This window comes from Streptomyces sp. NPDC055025 (assembly GCF_053608565.1).
On sequence record NZ_JBSGVS010000071.1, the window covers coordinates 29,776 to 45,233 of the forward strand.

Genomic DNA, 15,458 nt, shown 5'->3' on the forward strand with positions numbered 1-15,458 from the left:
TCGGTCCTCGGGGGAAACGGTCACTCGTCGGTCCTCAGGGGAATCGTCGCCCGGACACGGAACCCTCCGCCGGGGTGCGGTCCGGCCTCGATCGTGCCACCGAGCGCGGCGGCACGCTCGCGCATTCCCACCAGCCCGTTGCCCGTGCCACCGGCGTCCCCACCGGCCGCGGGGCCCGCGTCGTCGACACCGAGTTCGAGCAGTCCGGGCGTGTGGCCGACCCGGACCTGTGCCGTACGGGACACGGAGTGGCGCACCACATTGGTCAGCGCCTCCTGGACGATACGGAAGGCGGCCAGATCGACACCGGGCGGCAGTGCGACCGGGCGTCCGTCGCGCAGGATCTCGACGGTGAGTCCGGCCGCCGCGGCCTGTTCGACGAGTTCGGGCAGCCGGTCGAGTCCGGGGGCGGGGGCGCGCGGGGCGTCGCCGGGGGTTCTGAGCGTGTCGAGGACCTGCCGTACCTCGCCCAGCGCCTCCTTGCTCGCCGCCTTGATGGTGGTGAGCGCCGTACGGGCCTGTTCCGGGTCGGAGTCCAGCAGGGCGAGCCCCACGCCCGCCTGGACATTGATGACGGAGATGGAGTGGGCGAGCACGTCATGCAGCTCACGGGCGATCAGCAGCCGCTCCTCGTTCTGTCTGCGCTTCTCGGCCGCCTGCCGCTCGGCGCCCTCCCTGGCCCACTGCTCCCTGCGGACCCGGATGACGTCGGAGGCCGCGCAGAGGGCGAACACGAAGGCGGCGATGACGAGTTCCTGTCCCCAGGGCGCGGCGCGGTCGTGCCGCGGGGGCAGCCACCGGTAGAGCCAGTGCGCGATGAGCACATGGCCGGCCCAGAGCAGTCCGACGGCCCACCCCGCCGCCCGCCGGTGGCCCTCGACGATCGCGGCGAAGCAGGCCACTCCGACGGTGATGAAGACCGGTCCGTACGGATAGCCGGCCGCGAAGTAGACCAGGGTGCTCGCCGAGACGCCGAAGACGGAGACGACGGGGTGGCGGCGGCGGAAGAGCAGCAGGGCGGGTCCCGCGAGCAGCAGCAGCCGCGCGTAGATGTCGAGGGGGAGACGCTCGCCGTGCTGGTCGGCCGCGGCGAAGGCGGTTCCGACGAGGACGAAGACGGCCAGGAACAGGGTCGAGGGCCAGGGCGGCCTCCGGCCCGGCCACCCGGCGCCGGGCCGGAGGCCGAAGCCGCCGCCGGACCACAGGGCGGGCTCGACGGACCGCCGGCCGGGACCCCCGCCGGAACGGCCAGCGATGCCATGCCCGGACCACCGGCCGGACCCACCGCCCGGCCCGGCGCGGCCCGGTCCGCCGCCCGGTCCGACACCGGGTCCGCCGCCGGACCCGCTGCCCGGCCCGCCGTCGCGTCCCCGAGGCAGCCGGAACGGCGGTCCGCCCCGCGGCCCCCGCGACCAGGGTCGTCCGCCCCGCGGCCCCTGCGGCCAGGGCGGACCGCCGCGGCGGCCGGCGGGACCGCCGCCGGCCCGGTCCCGGCGGGTGGGCTGCTCTTCCATACCGGTCACGCTAGACCGGCCCAGGGGTCCGGGCGTCAGCCGTGCGTGGCGATCACACATACTCCCTGAGGAGTACGGCCCGGTCCGCGGTACGGCCCGGTCCACGGCGGACGCCACGGACATCGGACAAGCTCAGGACCCGGCGACGCCGCCGGGAACGGCGCCGACGGCAGGACCGGCGCCCCGCACTCCTGCCTCGGGCAGTCCGACGTTGAGCGCCAGGCGTCGCGTGGCCTGCGCGAAGAGCTGGTCACGGGCCTCGACGAGATCGTTGAACTGGCCGAAGACCTCGAACGAGAGCAGACCGAAGAGCTCCGCCCAGGACGCCACCAGCGCCGCCACCACCTCCGGCGGCAGACCGAAATCGAATCGCGCGGTCAGCCGTTCCGCCTCCGGGCGCAGTTCGTCGGAGAGCGCGGGAAGTGTGATCCCGCCCGCGCGGTGGGCGTCCTGGGCTACGGAGATCAGTGTGAGGGCGACGCGGGACGCGGGCGCGACGGTGAGCTGGGGCGCCGAGTAGCCGGGTACGGGAGAGCCGTAGATCAGCGCGTATTCGTGCGGATGGGCGAGGGCCCAGGCCCGTACCGCCGCGCAGACGGTGGTCCAGCGGCCGACATGATCGACCGGCTCGGCGGGATCGGCGGACTCGATGGCATCGGCGGACTCGGCGGAACCGGAGGACACGGGAGCGGCGCGGACGGCGAAGTCCCCGGCGGTGGCGAGGGCCTGTTCGGCGGCCGAGCCGACCGCGTCGTAGGCGTCGATGATCAGTGCCGTCAGGAGATCGTCCCGGCTGGGGAAGTAGCGGTAGAGCGCGGACGACACCATGCCCAGCTCACGGGCGACGGCACGGAGTGAGAGCCTCGCCGCGCCCTCGGCCGCGAGCTGTCTGCGCGCCTCGTCCTTGATGGCCGCCGTGACTTCGGTACGGGCTCGTTCCCTGGCTCCACGGATCGTCGTCATGGAGAGCAGTGTGCCATGTTCCGGAGCATCGCCCTAAATCGAGAGCACTGCTCTTGCTCAGGAGCACTCCTTCGGTGCACACTGCTCTCAAGCGAGAGCACCGCTCTCACAATCTCAGAGGAGTCACCATGTCGGAGCCGTACTACCGCAAGGCCGGCGCGTTCGGTGTCAGGTTGAACAGCCTGGTCGGGCGGCTCGCCCGGCATGGGGTGAGTGTGCTGGGCACGGCGGAGCTGTCCGTACGGGGCCGTAAGAGCGGCCAGATGCAGCGCATCCCCGTCAACCCGCACACCTACGGGGGCGGCCAGTACCTGATCTCGGCCCGCGGCCACTCGCAGTGGGTACGGAACATGCGTGCCGCGGGCGGCGGTGAGCTTCGGGTGGGCCGCAGGATCCGGACGTTCACCGCCACCGAGATCCCCGACGGCGAGAAGCTCGCGGTGCTGCGCACCTATCTGGAGCGCTGGGGCTGGGAGGTCAACCAGTACTTCCAGGGGGTGACCGCGAAGTCCTCGGACGCGGAGATCCTCGCGGCGGCGCCCGACCACCCCGTCTTTCTGATCAGGACGGACTCCTGATCAGAAAGAGGCGTGACGAACGAACGCGCGAGGAAGGGTCACGCGACGGAGGAACGCGTGGCCGAGGGGCGCGCGGCGAACGGACCCGCGCCGGACGGACGCGCGGAAGGCAGACTCGGGCCGCGGCCGGCGGCTCACTCCTTCGCGCCCGCCTCCGACGCGGCGACGGTCTCCGGCGCGCTCTCCTCGGTCATCGCGGCCGACGCCGCCTGCCTGCGGTCCAGCACATCCAGCGCGCGCCGGGCCAGCGGATGGTTCCGTACGAGCCCGGCCAGCGAGGTCGAGCCCCGGGCGATGTCCGCGAACGCGTTCCAGGCCGGGCGCAGACCGGTGATCGCCGCGTGCAGCAGCCCCGGCCGGCGCTCGAAGATCGCGAGCATCCGCCGGCCGACGCCCATCTCCACACCGAGACCGGCCTTGATCGCGAACGCGTAGTTCAGCGCCTGACGGCGCGCGTCCACGGCGTCGTGCGCCTCGGAGATCCGTACCGCCCACTCCCCCGCCAGCCGCCCGGACCGCAGGGCGAAGGAGATCCCCTCCCTGGTCCAGGGCTCCAGCAGCCCCGCCGCGTCCCCGCACACCAGCACCCGGCCGCGCGAGAGCGGTGAGTCGTCGCTGCGGCAGCGGGTGAGATGCCCCGACGAGATGGACGGCTCGAACCCGGCCAGCCCGAGCCGGGCGATGAAGTCCTCCAGATAGCGCTTGGTCGCGGCGCCCTCGCCCCGCGCCGAGATCACCCCGACCGTGAGCGTGTCCCCCTTGGGGAACACCCACCCGTAACTCCCGGGCAGCGGGCCCCAGTCGATGAGCACCCGTCCCGCCCAGTCCTCCGCGACCGTCGGCGGCACCGGGATCTCCGCCTCCAGACCCAGATCCACCTGGTCGAGCTTGACCCCGACATGCGCGCCTATCCGGCTCGCACTGCCGTCGGCCCCGACCACGGCACGCGCCAGCACCGTCTCACCGTCGGCGAGGACGACGGCGACCGTGCGGCGGTCGGGCACGGCGGGGCCGTGCTGCTCGACCCGGGAGACCGTCACACCCGTACGGAGCACCGCACCGGCCTTCTGGGCGTGCTCCACCAGACTCGCGTCGAACTCCGGGCGGTTGAGCAGTCCGAAGAGCATCCGCTTGGAACGGCGGGTGCGGGCCAGCTTTCCGTTCAGCGAGAACGTCACCGCGTGGACGCGGTCCCTGAGCGGCAGCTCGAAGCCCGGCGGCAGCGCGTCGCGCGAGGGCCCGATGATCCCGCCCCCGCAGGTCTTGTAGCGGGGCAACTCGGCTTTCTCAACCAGCAGCACCTGACGGCCCGCGACCGCCGCCGCGTATGCCGCGGAGGCTCCCGCCGGCCCTGCGCCGACCACGACGACATCCCATACCGGCTCGTCGTGCTCGCTTCCGGCGTCTGCGTTCTCGCTGCTCACGATGTGCTTCTGCTCCTGATCCGACCGGTGGCCCCTGTTGTCGAACGGCATCCTACGGCGCTGGCCCGGCAAGCCCGCTGTGGGAGGATCTGCTGAACCCTTCGACGTACCCCTACTGTGACAACGACGCACCCACCAGGAGCGTGCCCATGACCGCCAATCCGATCGCCGAGACCGTGGCGTCCCTGCTGCCCCGTGCCCGTACCGAGCTCGCGGAACTGGTGGCCTTCCGTTCGGTGGCGGATCCAGCGGTGTTCCCCAGGAGCGAGTGCGAGGCCGCCGCGGTGTGGGTGGCCGACGCGCTGCGCGCCGAAGGGTTCCAGGATGTCTCCGTCCTCGACACCCCGGACGGTACACAGTCCGTCTACGGTCTGCTGCCCGGCCCCGAGAACGCCCCGACGGTGCTGCTCTACGCGCACTACGACGTACAGCCGCCGCTCGACGAGTCGGACTGGCTGACGCCCCCCTTCGAGCTGACCGAACGTGACGGCCGCTGGTTCGGGCGCGGCGCGGCCGACTGCAAGGGCGGCTTCCTGATGCACCTGCTCGCGCTGCGCGCCCTCAAGGCCAACGGCGGCGTCCCGGTGACCGTCAAGGTGATCGTCGAGGGTTCGGAGGAACAGGGCACCGGGGGTCTCGAACGGTACGCCGAGGCCCACCCTGAGCTGCTCGCCGCCGACACCATCGTCATCGGCGACACCGGGAACTTCCGGCTGGGGCTGCCCACGGTCACCGCCACCCTGCGCGGGATGACGATGCTGCGCGTACGGATCGACACGCTCGAAGGCAATCTGCACTCGGGATCGTTCGGCGGAGCCGCGCCCGACGCGCTCGCCGCCCTGATCAGGGTGCTGGACTCGCTGCGGGCCGAGGACGGTTCCACGACGGTGGACGGGCTGGCCGCGGACGCCGACTGGGACGGACTCGTCTACGAGGAGGCCGACTTCCGCGCGGACGCCAAGGTGCTCGACGGGGTCGGTCTGATCGGCCACGGCTCGGTCGGCGACCGGGTCTGGGCGCGTCCCGCCGTCACCGTGCTGGGCATCGACTGCCCGCCGGTGGTCGGTGCCACGCCGTCCATCCAGGCGAGCGCGCGGGCGACGGTCAGTCTGCGCGTACCGCCGGGCCAGGACGCGGCCGAGGCGACGAAGCTGCTGACCGCGCACATCGAGAAGCACACGCCGTGGGGGGCGCGGGTGTCGACGGAACACGTCGGCCAGGGCGAGCCGTTCCGCGCGGACACGTCGAGCCCGGCGTACACGGCGATGGCGGACGCGATGCGGGTCGCGTACCCGGGACAGGACATGCAGACGGCCGGTCAGGGCGGTTCCATTCCGCTCTGCAACACCCTGGCCGCGCTGTATCCGAGTGCGGAGATCCTGCTGATCGGGCTGAGCGAGCCGGAGGCGCAGATCCACGCGGTGAACGAGAGTGTCTCCCCGGAGGAGTTGCGGCGGCTCTCGGTGGCCGAGGCGCACTTCCTGCTCAACTACGCGGGCTCCAAGCGGGGTTGAGTCTCCGAAGCCGAAGCCGGAGCGGACGGTGCCGGAGCGGACGGTGCCGGAGCGCGCGGCGGGCCGTGCCTCAATTCGCAGGACGGAGTCCCGGCCGGGGTCGGCCGACCGGGACACCGTCCTCCAGGTTGAGTACCGTCCCGCGCTCCCGCGCGCGCAGCGCCCAGCGCAGCCGCTCGTACCGCGCCGGCGGCAGCAGCCCCGCCGCCTCCTCCTCACCGACGAAGCGCCAGCCCCTCAGTTCGCGTCCGGGCAGCAGCAGTGTGCCGGCCAGTCGCGCGGGCAGCCGCCCGCCGTCGAAGATCAGCCGCAGCCCGCCGTATCCCGGCGGGCGCGGTGGTTCCCAGTCGATCACCAGCAGCCGGGGCACCTCGGTCAGCTCTATGCCTATCTCCTCGGCGACCTCCCGTATCCCGGCCCGCGCGGGCGCCTCGCCCGCCTCCACCACCCCGCCGGGGAACTCCCAGCCGGGTTTGTACGTGGGATCCACGAGCAGCACCCGGTCCTGCTCGTCGAAGAGCAGCACCCCGGCGGCGACGGTCTCGGCGGTCGGCTCGGGCGTCTGGACGATCTCGCTGACGCCGGCCTCGCCGGTCTCCACCGCCGCCGCGAGGGAGACGGCCGTCTCCCGGGCCGTGAGTCCGGTGTTGTCGATCACATGGGCGTCGCCGGTCAGCCAGCCGAGCGCGGCGCGGTACGGCTCGATGTGCTCGTAGCACCACCGCCGGGTGCGCTCGTTCACCTCGGGATCGTGCTCCGCCACCTGACGAGCGGCTATGCGTCCTCGCAGGATCGTTTCGTCCGTAGCGAGCAACACATGACACACGGGGATACGGCGGGAGGCGAGCCCGCCGAAGATCTCGTCCCGGTACTCCTGCCGCAGCAGGGTCATGGGTACGACGAGCGCCCCTCCCATTTCGGCCAGCAGGGCCGCCGCGGTGTCGACCACCAGACGCCGCCAGATCGGCAGGTCCTGGTAGTCGCCGACCTCGGCGAGCCTCTTCTGCGGCAGAAGCTGCTCCACTTCCCCGCCGATCAGCTCGGGGTCGTACAGCGTGCAGTTCGGGATCAGGTCGATCAGTTCGCGTGCGGTACTGGTCTTGCCCGCTCCGAACGCACCGTTGATCCACACGATCACGGTTCCCCCTCTTCCGTAGCCTCCAGTGGACTGCCCGCAACACCCTGCCCCGGAAACCCCCGCCGATCGGGCCATGGGCTCACATGAGGCGCTGTGGCCGAGCTGTGGCCGGTTCGATGTCGTACCGAGGCCGGGAACGTCCACTGTACGAAGCGATGTCCATGCTGGGCCGTAACACAACCCCGAGGAACATCGTTGGAACTCGATGTGACAAGGGGGCATCCAATGTGTCGGACGGTGCTGGAGAAATTTCCCGCGGGAGGACCGCGCGGCAGTTGGCCCGCGGAGGAGTTCGCGCGGGCGCGGAGGGACGAGGGGACCCCGGCGGAGGTCGTGATGGACCTCGCCTCGGACGTCTTCCTCGTGATCGTGCCGCAGCAGGCGACCGAGTCCGCGCCGTAGGCGTAGGAGTGTGTGGGGGCGCCGTCCGCGCCCCGGTACGCACCCGACCCGGTCCCGCACCCGAGCGCCGTACGACCCGGAGACATCCGTTATGCGTATATCCAGAACACCGGCCGCTCCGGCCGTCCCCGCCGCGCTCACGGGCCAGGGGCGCCGCCCGCGCGGACGGCGGTCCGCCCTCGCCCTCGCGCTGGCGGGCATCGCGGTCTCACTGACCGCGCCCCCCGCGGCGGCCGACAGCAGCGCCTGCACCCACCACTTCTCCGGGCCGCAGATCTGTATCCGGCTCGACGGCGAGGGCGGACGGAACGCGGTCACCGGCATCTGGACCAATCCGCCGGAGCATGTCGCCGCCCGACCGGTGTCGCTGTTCCGCGACGGACAGCATCTCGACACGGCGATGGCCACCCGCTCGGGCAAGGCGCTGACCCATGGCTGGCCCACGGCGCACACGGGCAGCAACGTGGAACTGTGCGTGAAGTTCCGCGGCAGCCGGCGCGTGGCGTGCCAGACGACCCGCTAGGGCGTGTTTCGAAGTCCCGCCCGGCCCGCGACGTCCGGCACGGCAGGCACGCCCGGCACGGCAGGCACGCCCGGCACGCGCGCCCGGCACGCCCTCTCGCCGCGTTGCCGCAGTCGCGCGAGTCCGTCCACGTACGCAAGCGATCCTCCCCGTACCCCACACACCGGCCGGACCACGCCCCCCGTTCGTGGTCCGGCCCCGGAGCCGAGTCGCGGCCGTGCCGTTGCCGGCACCCTCCCCCGCCGCTCTCCCCATCGGCTCCGGCGTCGGGGATTACTTTGCTTGGCCGACTTTGGGCCAACCTTGAGAAAACCTGGAATCGGCAGGTCGGCCCGGACTTTCGACGCGTTAGGGTCCGGGCCAGGGGGGTGATCGGATTGCCGGTGGAGTTCGGTTTGCTGGGATGCGTCGAGGCACGGCTCGACGGCCGGCCGGTGGCGCTGGGACATGCCCGGCAGCGCTGTGTACTGGCGGCCCTGATGGTCGACGCGAACAGGGTCGTATCGGTCGACCGGCTGATCGACCGGGTATGGGGCGAGCGTCCTCCGCAGCGGGCGCAGGCGTCCCTCTACAGCTATATCTCCCGGCTGCGCCAGGCCCTTTCCCCCGCCGCGGGCGACGCGGACATCGAGCGGCGCTCCGGCGGCTATGTACTGACCGTCGACACGTCCGCCGTCGATCTGCACCGTTTCCGCGAGCTCGTCGAACGGGCGCGCACGGCCGACGACACCGACGCCGAGGCGCTGTTCGAGAAGGCGCTCGCGCTGTGGCGGGGGGATGTCCCCACCGAGCAGGACAGTCCGTGGTTCAACTCCCTGCGCGAGGCCCTGGGCCGGGAGAGACACGCCGCCGAACTGGACCTGGTCGACATCCGGTTACGGTCCGGCCGGCACACCGGGCTGCCCGCCGAGCTGGCGACCCGCGTCGAGGCGCATCCGCTGGACGAACGGCTGGTCGGCCAGCTCATGCTGGCCCTGTACCGCGACGGCCGGCCCGCCGACGCCCTCGCCCGCTACGAGGAGACCCGGGAACGGCTCGCCACGGAGCTGGGCACCGACCCGGGGCCGCCGCTGCGCGAGCTGCGCCAGCGGATTCTGACGGCCGATCCGGCGCTCGACAAGTCCGTGCCCGTGCCCCGCTCCCCCATGGAGCCGGCGGCGCCGCCCGCTCCCGTACCACGCCAACTGCCCGCCCCTCCACCGACGTTCACCGGCCGCGGCCGCGAACTCGCCCGGCTGGGAAGGCTGCTGGAGCCACGGGCCGAGCACAGCGGCACCGTGGTGATCTCGACGATCGGCGGCACCGGCGGTATCGGCAAGACATGGCTCGCCCTGAGCTGGGCCCACAGCCGCCAGGAGTGCTTCCCCGACGGACAGCTCTACGCCGATCTGCGCGGCTTCTCGCCCTCCGGCGCCCCGCTGCCGGCGACGGTGGCGCTACGCGCCTTCCTGGAGGCCCTCGGAGCGCCCCCGGGCACGATCCCGGCGGCCCCGGACGCGCAGGCCGCGCTCTACCGGAGCCTGACCGCGGGCAAACGTCTGCTCATCCTGCTCGACAACGCCCGCTCCACCAGCCAGGTCCTGCCGCTGCTGCCAGGCAGCCCCACCTGTACGGTCCTGGTCACCAGCCGCCACCAGCTCACCGGGCTGACCGCCGCGCACGGCGGCACGCCCGTCACGCTGGACGTCCTCACCGAGGCGGAGGCGCTCGAACTGCTGACGCGCCACCTCGGCTCCGCCAGGATCGCCGCCGAGCCCGACGCCGCCGCCACGCTGCTGGAGCACTGCGCGGGGCTGCCGCTGGCCATCAGCATCCTGGCCGCGCGCGCCACGATGAATCCCGCGCTGCCGCTCGCGGCGCTGGCCTCGGAGCTGCACGAGGCGGCGACCCGGCTCGACGCCCTGGACGCGGGTGAGACGGCGACCGACCTCCGGGCGGTCTTCGCGTCCTCGTACGAGGCTCTCGACGCGCCCACGGCCCGGGTGTTCCGGCTGCTGAGTCTGGCACCGGGCGCCGATATCGGACTGCCGGCCGCCGCCGGTCTCACCGGACTTCCGCTCTCGCGCGTCCGCGCCCATCTGCGTACCCTGCACGCCGCGCATCTCGTCCAGGAACACACGCCCAACCGCTACACCTGCCACGATCTGCTGCGCGCCTACGCGACCGAACTCGCCGGGACCTTCGACACGGAGGCCGAGCGCACCGCCGCGCTCGACCGTCTGCTCGACCACTACATCCACACCGCGCACACGGCCGACAGGCTGCTCCTCCCGCACCGGGACCCGCTCACGCTGCCGCCGCCCGCGGAGGGGCTGACGCCGGAGCGGTTCGCCGGCCACGACGAGGCGATGGAGTGGTTCACCCGCGAGCACACGGTGCTGACCGCGGCCGTCGAACACGCCGCGCGTCTCGGTCTCGACACACGTGTGTGGCAGCTGGCGTGGGCCACGCTCACCTTTCAGTCGCGGCTCGGGCACTGGCACGAGGTGGAGAGCGAGCAGCGCGCGGCGCTGGCCGCGGCGGTACGGCTGGACGACCGCTCGGCGCGGGCGGAGTGCCACCGCGGACTGGCCTGGGCCCTCGCCCAGACCGCCCGCGTCGACGAGGCCCGGGACGAACTGGAGCTGGCGCTCGCCCTGTCGACGGATCTCGGTGACGATACGGGCAGGGCGCACGCGCATCTCACCCTGAGCTGGCTGTGCGGGCTGGAGGGGGACGAGCGGGCGGCGTTCGAGCACGATCTGACGGCCCTCGACCTCTTCACGTCGAGCGGCCACCGGTCGGGGCGGGCGCGGGCGCTGAACGCGCTCGGCTGGGACCGTATCCAGCAGGGCGACTACCAACAGGCCGTCATCGACTGCGGGGAGGCCCTGGCACTGCAGCGGGAACTCGACGACGAACGCGGCCAGGCGGGCACCTGGGACACCCTGGGCTACGCCTACCAGCGGATCGGCGACTACGGGAACGCCGAGGAGTGCTACCGGCGCAGTCTGCGGCTCAACCGGGCGCTGGGCCACCGCTTCAACGAGGCGGAGACCCTGATCCATCTGGGCGAGACCCACCAGGCGACCGGTGCGCCGTCCGCCGCGCGGGACTCCTGGCAGCAGGCCCTCACGGTCCTCATCGGCATCGGCCATCCCGAGACCGAACTCGACCGGGTCCGGGCGATGCTCCGGGACCTGGACACCTCCACCGCCTGACCCACCCGGAGCCGGGGCGGCCCAGCCCGAAGCCGGGGCACGCACCCGGAGCCGCAGCACGCACCCGGAGCCGGGGCACCCGCCCGGAGCCGGGGCCAGGAGTCCGCCCGCCCCGGCGCCCCCGCGCTTGACGGGACCCCCGATCCCAGGCAGCCCCAGGTCCCGACGCGGGCCACTGCCCGGCCACGAGCCGCGCCCGCCCCGCGCCCCGAGCTGTACGGGACCCCGCTCCCGCAGGTCCTGGTCCCGGTGCGGGCAGCGCCAGGAGCGCGCGCCGCGCTCGGGACGGGGCAAGGACCCGTCCCGCTCGGGACGGTGGCAAGGACCCGTCGGCTCTCCGCTTCGGAGCGGGCCCCGGGTCCCGAGGGCGCCGGTCCGCCCTGGACGCGGGCCGGACCTCCGGCCCCCGCACCGGTCCGGGCCCGGGGCCCGGGGCCCGGGACCTGTCCGGCCCGGAGCGCCCCGGGCAGGAAGGAGCTGTCCGGTCCATGGCGGGCTCTGCCCGGTCCTCCCGGGTCAGGCGACCGTCGTCGGCGTGGCCTCGTGCCGGCGTGCCGGCGTCGCCGCCGCCGCCGCGCCCACCAGGCCGGCGTCCGTGCCCGTCAGCGCGGGGGCGATCTTGATCTGCTGGACGAAGGAGAGCGTCGCGTAGTCCTGGAGCGAGCGGCGCAGCGGCGCGAAGAGCACCTCGCCCGCGTTCGCGACACCACCGCCGATGACGGCGATACGGATCTCCACCAGCGTGGCCGTCGCGGCGATCCCCGCCGCCAGCGCCTGCGCCGCACGGTCGAAGGACGCGATGGCGACCGGATGGCCCGCCCGCGCGGCGGCGGCCACCGCGGCGGCGGAGGTGTCACCGTCCGGACCCGGCTCCCAGCCGCCCTCCAGCGCCCTGCGGGCGATGTTCGGCCCGCTGGCGATGCGCTCCACACAGCCGCGCGAGCCGCACGGGCAGCGATCGCCGTCCAGATCCACGCTGATGTGCCCGATGTGCCCGGAGTTGCCGGTCGGTCCCGCGTGGACCTTCCCGTTCAGCACGAGCCCGCCGCCGACCCCGGTGGAGACCACCATGCACAGCGCGTTGTCATAGCCGCGCGCCGCGCCCTGCCAGTGTTCGGCCGCGGTCATGGCGACCCCGTCGCCGACCAGTGTCACCGGCAACCCGCCGGTGGCCAGCCCCACCCGCTCGACCAGCGGGAAGCCGTGCAGGCCCACCACGTTGACGGGGTTGACCGTACCGGCGGAGGCGTCCACGGGACCGGCGCTGCCGATACCGACGGCCGTGGCCGACGCCCGGAGCGGGGAGGCCAGGACCTCGGCGAGGACCTCCTCGACGGCCCGCATCACCGTCTCGCCGTCCTCCTGCGCGGGTGTCGGCCGCTGCGCCCGTACGAGAATCCTGCCGCCGCCGTCCACCAGCGCGCCGGCGATCTTGGTTCCGCCGATGTCGAGTGAGACAACGGAGTCGGTATGCATCGGGTCGGATCTCCCGGGGATAAGGCATCCCCGCGTGTATGGGGGGATGTACGGACCTGCGGCTTCGGTGAACAGTCTCCATTCACCTGACAACGTTGTCCAGGGCCTATGCTCGTCGCCACGGCCGAGGATGGCAATCCCCCGGCGAACCGCCCGACGGAATCACCGAAGAAACGACGACAGGACAGCGCACTGTGGCAGACACCGCCCGCCGCCCCGAGCCCCGATACGGTAACCGGCCCACGATGAAGGACGTGGCCGCACGGGCCGGGGTCGGGCTCAAGACGGTCTCGCGCGTGGTCAACGCGGAACCGGGTGTCACCCCGGACACCGAGCGCCGGGTCCAGGAGGCCATCGAGGCGCTGGGATTCCGCCGCAACGACTCGGCGCGGGTGCTGCGCAAGGGCCGTACCGCCAGTATCGGTCTGGTCCTGGAGGATCTCGCGGACCCGTTCTACGGCCCTCTGAACCGCGCCGTGGAAGAGGTCGCCCGCGCCCATGGCGCGCTGCTCATCAACGGATCGAGCGCCGAGGACCCGGACCGCGAGCAGGAACTGGTGCTGGCGCTGTGCGCGCGCCGGGTGGACGGACTGATCGTGATCCCCGCCGGGCACGACCACCGCTATCTGGAGCCCGAGATCAAGGCCGGGGTGGCGACCGTCTTCGTGGACCGGCCGGCCGGCCGTATCGACGCGGACACGGTGCTCTCCGACAGCTTCGGCGGCGCCCGCTCCGGCGCGGCGCATCTCATCGCCGGCGGCCACCGCAGGATCGGTTTCATCGGCGACCAGCCCAGGATCCATACGGCCATCGAGCGGCTGCGCGGATACCGCACCGCGATGGCCGACGCGGGGCTGGAGATCCACGACGACTGGGTCTCGCTCGGCACGACCGCGCCGGAACGGGTACGTGACGCCGTGATCGCGATGCTCGCGGGGCCGGAGCCGGTCACGGCGATCTTCGCGGGCAACAACCGTGTGACGGTGACGGCGGTACGGGTACTGGCCGCCCACCACCGTCCGGTCGCCTTCGTCGGCTTCGACGACATCGAGCTCGCCGATCTGCTGAACCCCGGTGTCACGGTCATCGCACAGGACGCGGCGACCCTGGGGCGTACGGCCGCGGAGCGCCTCTTCAGCCGCCTCGACGGCGCGGCGGACGCCCCGTCGCGGGTGGTGGTACCGACCCGGCTGATCGCCCGTGGATCAGGGGAGATACCCCCGCCGTCGGACGGCTGAGGTCCGGTCCGCTACGGCGCGGCGGCCGTCGGGGCCGTCTTGCGGGGGATCGCGAATTCCTCCAGGCCGGCCCGGGTCAGACCGGTGAGCCGGGACACCTCGCCGGTGTCGAGCGCGCCGCAGTCCAGTCCGCGCAGCAGATAGCCGCTGAGCGCCTTCGCGGTGGCGGGCTCGTCCAGTACGTCTCCGCCCGCCCTGGCCGCATAGGCGGCCAGCCTGGCGGCGGCCGGCTCCAGTCCCTCGCGATAGAACGCGTAGACCGCGGCGTACCGGGTCGGCAGATGTCCCGGATGCATGTCCCAGCCCTGGTAGTAGGCGCGGGCGAGAGCGCGCCGGGTGAGGCCGTAGTGCAGCCGCCACGCGTCGTGGACCTGGGCGGTCGGGCCGACCGGGAGGACATTGGTGGAGCCGTCGCAGACCCGTACGCCCGTGCCCGCGGCGGCGACCTGCATGACGGCCTTGGCGTGGTCGGCGGCCGGATGGTCGCTCGACTGGTAGGCGGCGCTGACCCCGACGCAGGCGCTGTAGTCGAAGGTGCCGTAGTGCAGCGCGGTGGCGCGCCCGTCCGCCGCGTCGATCATGCGGGCCACGGTGGCGGTGCCGTCCGCCCCGAGAATGGACTGGCTGGTCTCGATCTGGATCTCGAAGCCGAGCCGGCCGGGCTCCAGTCCGCGCGCCTTCTCGAACTCCTCGGCCAGCCGCACCATCGCGGTGACCTGCTCCGCGTAGGTGACCTTCGGCAGGGTCAGCACCAGGCCGCCGGGGAGAGCGCCCGCCTCCGTCAGCCCGGTGAGGAAGATGTCGAGGGTCCGGATCGCCCGGTCCCGTACGGCGGCCTCCAGGCACTTCATCCGGATGCCCATGTACGGCGCGGCGGTGCCGTTCCCGTACGCCTCGTGGACCAGCCGGGCGGCCCGCGCCGCGGCCTCGTCCTCCTCGGCGTCCGGGCGCGGGCCGTAGCCGTCCTCGAAGTCGATCCGCAGGTCCTCGACGGGCTCGCGCTCCAGCTTGGCCCGCACGCGCTCGTACACCGGCTCCGCCAGCGCGTCGGGGAGACCGAGGGCGCGGGCCAGCGAGCCCGCGTCGGGGGCGTGTTCGTCGAGGGCGGCGAGCGCCTGGTCGCCCCAGGAGCGGATGGTGCCGGCGTCGAAGGCGTCCGCGGGTACGTAGACGGTGTGGACGGGCTGACGGGTGCCCGGGTCGCCCGGGTAGCGACGGGCCAGTTCCGCGTCGACCCCCGCGAGGGAGCGTCCGATGTCCACGCCGACAGCGCCCGCGAGGCTCGTGGCCACCTTCTCCTGCCGCCCCATGCCCACGCCCTTCCGTCCTACCGCCCGGCGCCTGCCGCTTTCCGTGTCCCGCGTGCCGTGTCCCGCGTGCCGTGTCCCGCGTGCCGTTTCTACGGAATCAACAATCCGTTGAACGAAGGTAGTCGGCGGGTTCGAACTCCGTCAATGGACGGCCGGGGCCGCGCGGTGAAGAGCACCG

General features: G+C 73.0%; 12 protein-coding genes. 6 read left to right on the forward strand and 6 right to left on the reverse strand.

Features of this window, described 5'->3' with window-relative positions; genetic code table 11:
- Positions 1-20: 20 nt before the first annotated feature.
- On the reverse strand, positions 21-1,514 hold the full coding sequence (locus ACWGDX_RS32955) for a sensor histidine kinase (protein WP_453631561.1): 1,494 nt from the start codon (positions 1,512-1,514) through the stop codon (positions 21-23).
- 132 nt (positions 1,515-1,646) lie between these two features.
- Complete coding sequence (locus ACWGDX_RS32960; RefSeq protein ID WP_453631562.1) at positions 1,647-2,477, reverse strand: TetR/AcrR family transcriptional regulator; 831 nt, start codon at positions 2,475-2,477, stop codon at positions 1,647-1,649.
- Positions 2,478-2,605: 128 nt separating this feature from the next.
- Between ACWGDX_RS32960 and ACWGDX_RS32965 the strand changes: the two genes are divergently transcribed.
- Positions 2,606-3,055 carry a nitroreductase family deazaflavin-dependent oxidoreductase gene (locus tag ACWGDX_RS32965; protein WP_382865970.1) on the forward strand — a complete coding sequence of 150 codons (450 nt, stop codon included), beginning with the start codon at positions 2,606-2,608 and terminating at the stop codon, positions 3,053-3,055.
- 134 nt (positions 3,056-3,189) lie between these two features.
- Here the strand turns inward: ACWGDX_RS32965 and ACWGDX_RS32970 are convergent, their stop codons facing one another.
- Positions 3,190-4,479, reverse strand: coding sequence for a geranylgeranyl reductase family protein (locus ACWGDX_RS32970; RefSeq protein WP_363085010.1), 1,290 nt, complete (start codon positions 4,477-4,479; stop codon positions 3,190-3,192).
- Between the two features lie 149 nt (positions 4,480-4,628).
- Here ACWGDX_RS32970 and ACWGDX_RS32975 point away from each other — a divergent pair, with 149 nt between their 5' ends.
- Positions 4,629-5,993 (forward strand): M20/M25/M40 family metallo-hydrolase, encoded by a 1,365-nt coding sequence (locus tag ACWGDX_RS32975; RefSeq protein ID WP_453631564.1) that lies wholly within the window; start codon positions 4,629-4,631, stop codon positions 5,991-5,993.
- A gap of 70 nt (positions 5,994-6,063) precedes the next feature.
- Here ACWGDX_RS32975 and ACWGDX_RS32980 read toward each other — a convergent pair whose 3' ends face one another.
- Positions 6,064-7,131, reverse strand: coding sequence for an NUDIX hydrolase (locus tag ACWGDX_RS32980; RefSeq protein WP_453631566.1), 1,068 nt, complete (start codon positions 7,129-7,131; stop codon positions 6,064-6,066).
- 237 nt (positions 7,132-7,368) lie between these two features.
- On the opposite strand from ACWGDX_RS32980, the gene ACWGDX_RS32985 reads away from it, so the two are divergent.
- From ACWGDX_RS32985 to ACWGDX_RS32995, 3 genes are all read left to right on the forward strand, one after another.
- Positions 7,369-7,533 (forward strand): hypothetical protein, encoded by a 165-nt coding sequence (locus ACWGDX_RS32985; RefSeq protein ID WP_453631581.1) that lies wholly within the window; start codon positions 7,369-7,371, stop codon positions 7,531-7,533.
- 91 nt (positions 7,534-7,624) lie between these two features.
- Positions 7,625-8,056: a hypothetical protein gene (locus tag ACWGDX_RS32990; protein ID WP_453631568.1), complete on the forward strand. Its 432-nt coding sequence runs from the start codon at positions 7,625-7,627 to the stop codon at positions 8,054-8,056.
- 395 nt (positions 8,057-8,451) lie between these two features.
- Positions 8,452-11,256 (forward strand): AfsR/SARP family transcriptional regulator, encoded by a 2,805-nt coding sequence (locus ACWGDX_RS32995; protein WP_453631570.1) that lies wholly within the window; start codon positions 8,452-8,454, stop codon positions 11,254-11,256.
- Positions 11,257-11,772: 516 nt separating this feature from the next.
- On the opposite strand, the gene ACWGDX_RS33000 is transcribed toward ACWGDX_RS32995, so the two are convergent.
- The gene (locus tag ACWGDX_RS33000) at positions 11,773-12,732 is read right to left on the reverse strand and encodes an ROK family protein (RefSeq protein WP_453631572.1); all 960 of its coding nucleotides are present in this window, start codon (positions 12,730-12,732) and stop codon (positions 11,773-11,775) included.
- Between the two features lie 194 nt (positions 12,733-12,926).
- Between ACWGDX_RS33000 and ACWGDX_RS33005 the strand changes: the two genes are divergently transcribed.
- The gene (locus ACWGDX_RS33005) at positions 12,927-13,970 is read left to right on the forward strand and encodes a LacI family DNA-binding transcriptional regulator (RefSeq protein ID WP_453631574.1); all 1,044 of its coding nucleotides are present in this window, start codon (positions 12,927-12,929) and stop codon (positions 13,968-13,970) included.
- Between the two features lie 11 nt (positions 13,971-13,981).
- Here ACWGDX_RS33005 and ACWGDX_RS33010 read toward each other — a convergent pair whose 3' ends face one another.
- Positions 13,982-15,280, reverse strand: coding sequence for a DUF6986 family protein (locus ACWGDX_RS33010; RefSeq protein ID WP_453631575.1), 1,299 nt, complete (start codon positions 15,278-15,280; stop codon positions 13,982-13,984).
- Between the last annotated feature and the right edge of the window lie 178 nt (positions 15,281-15,458).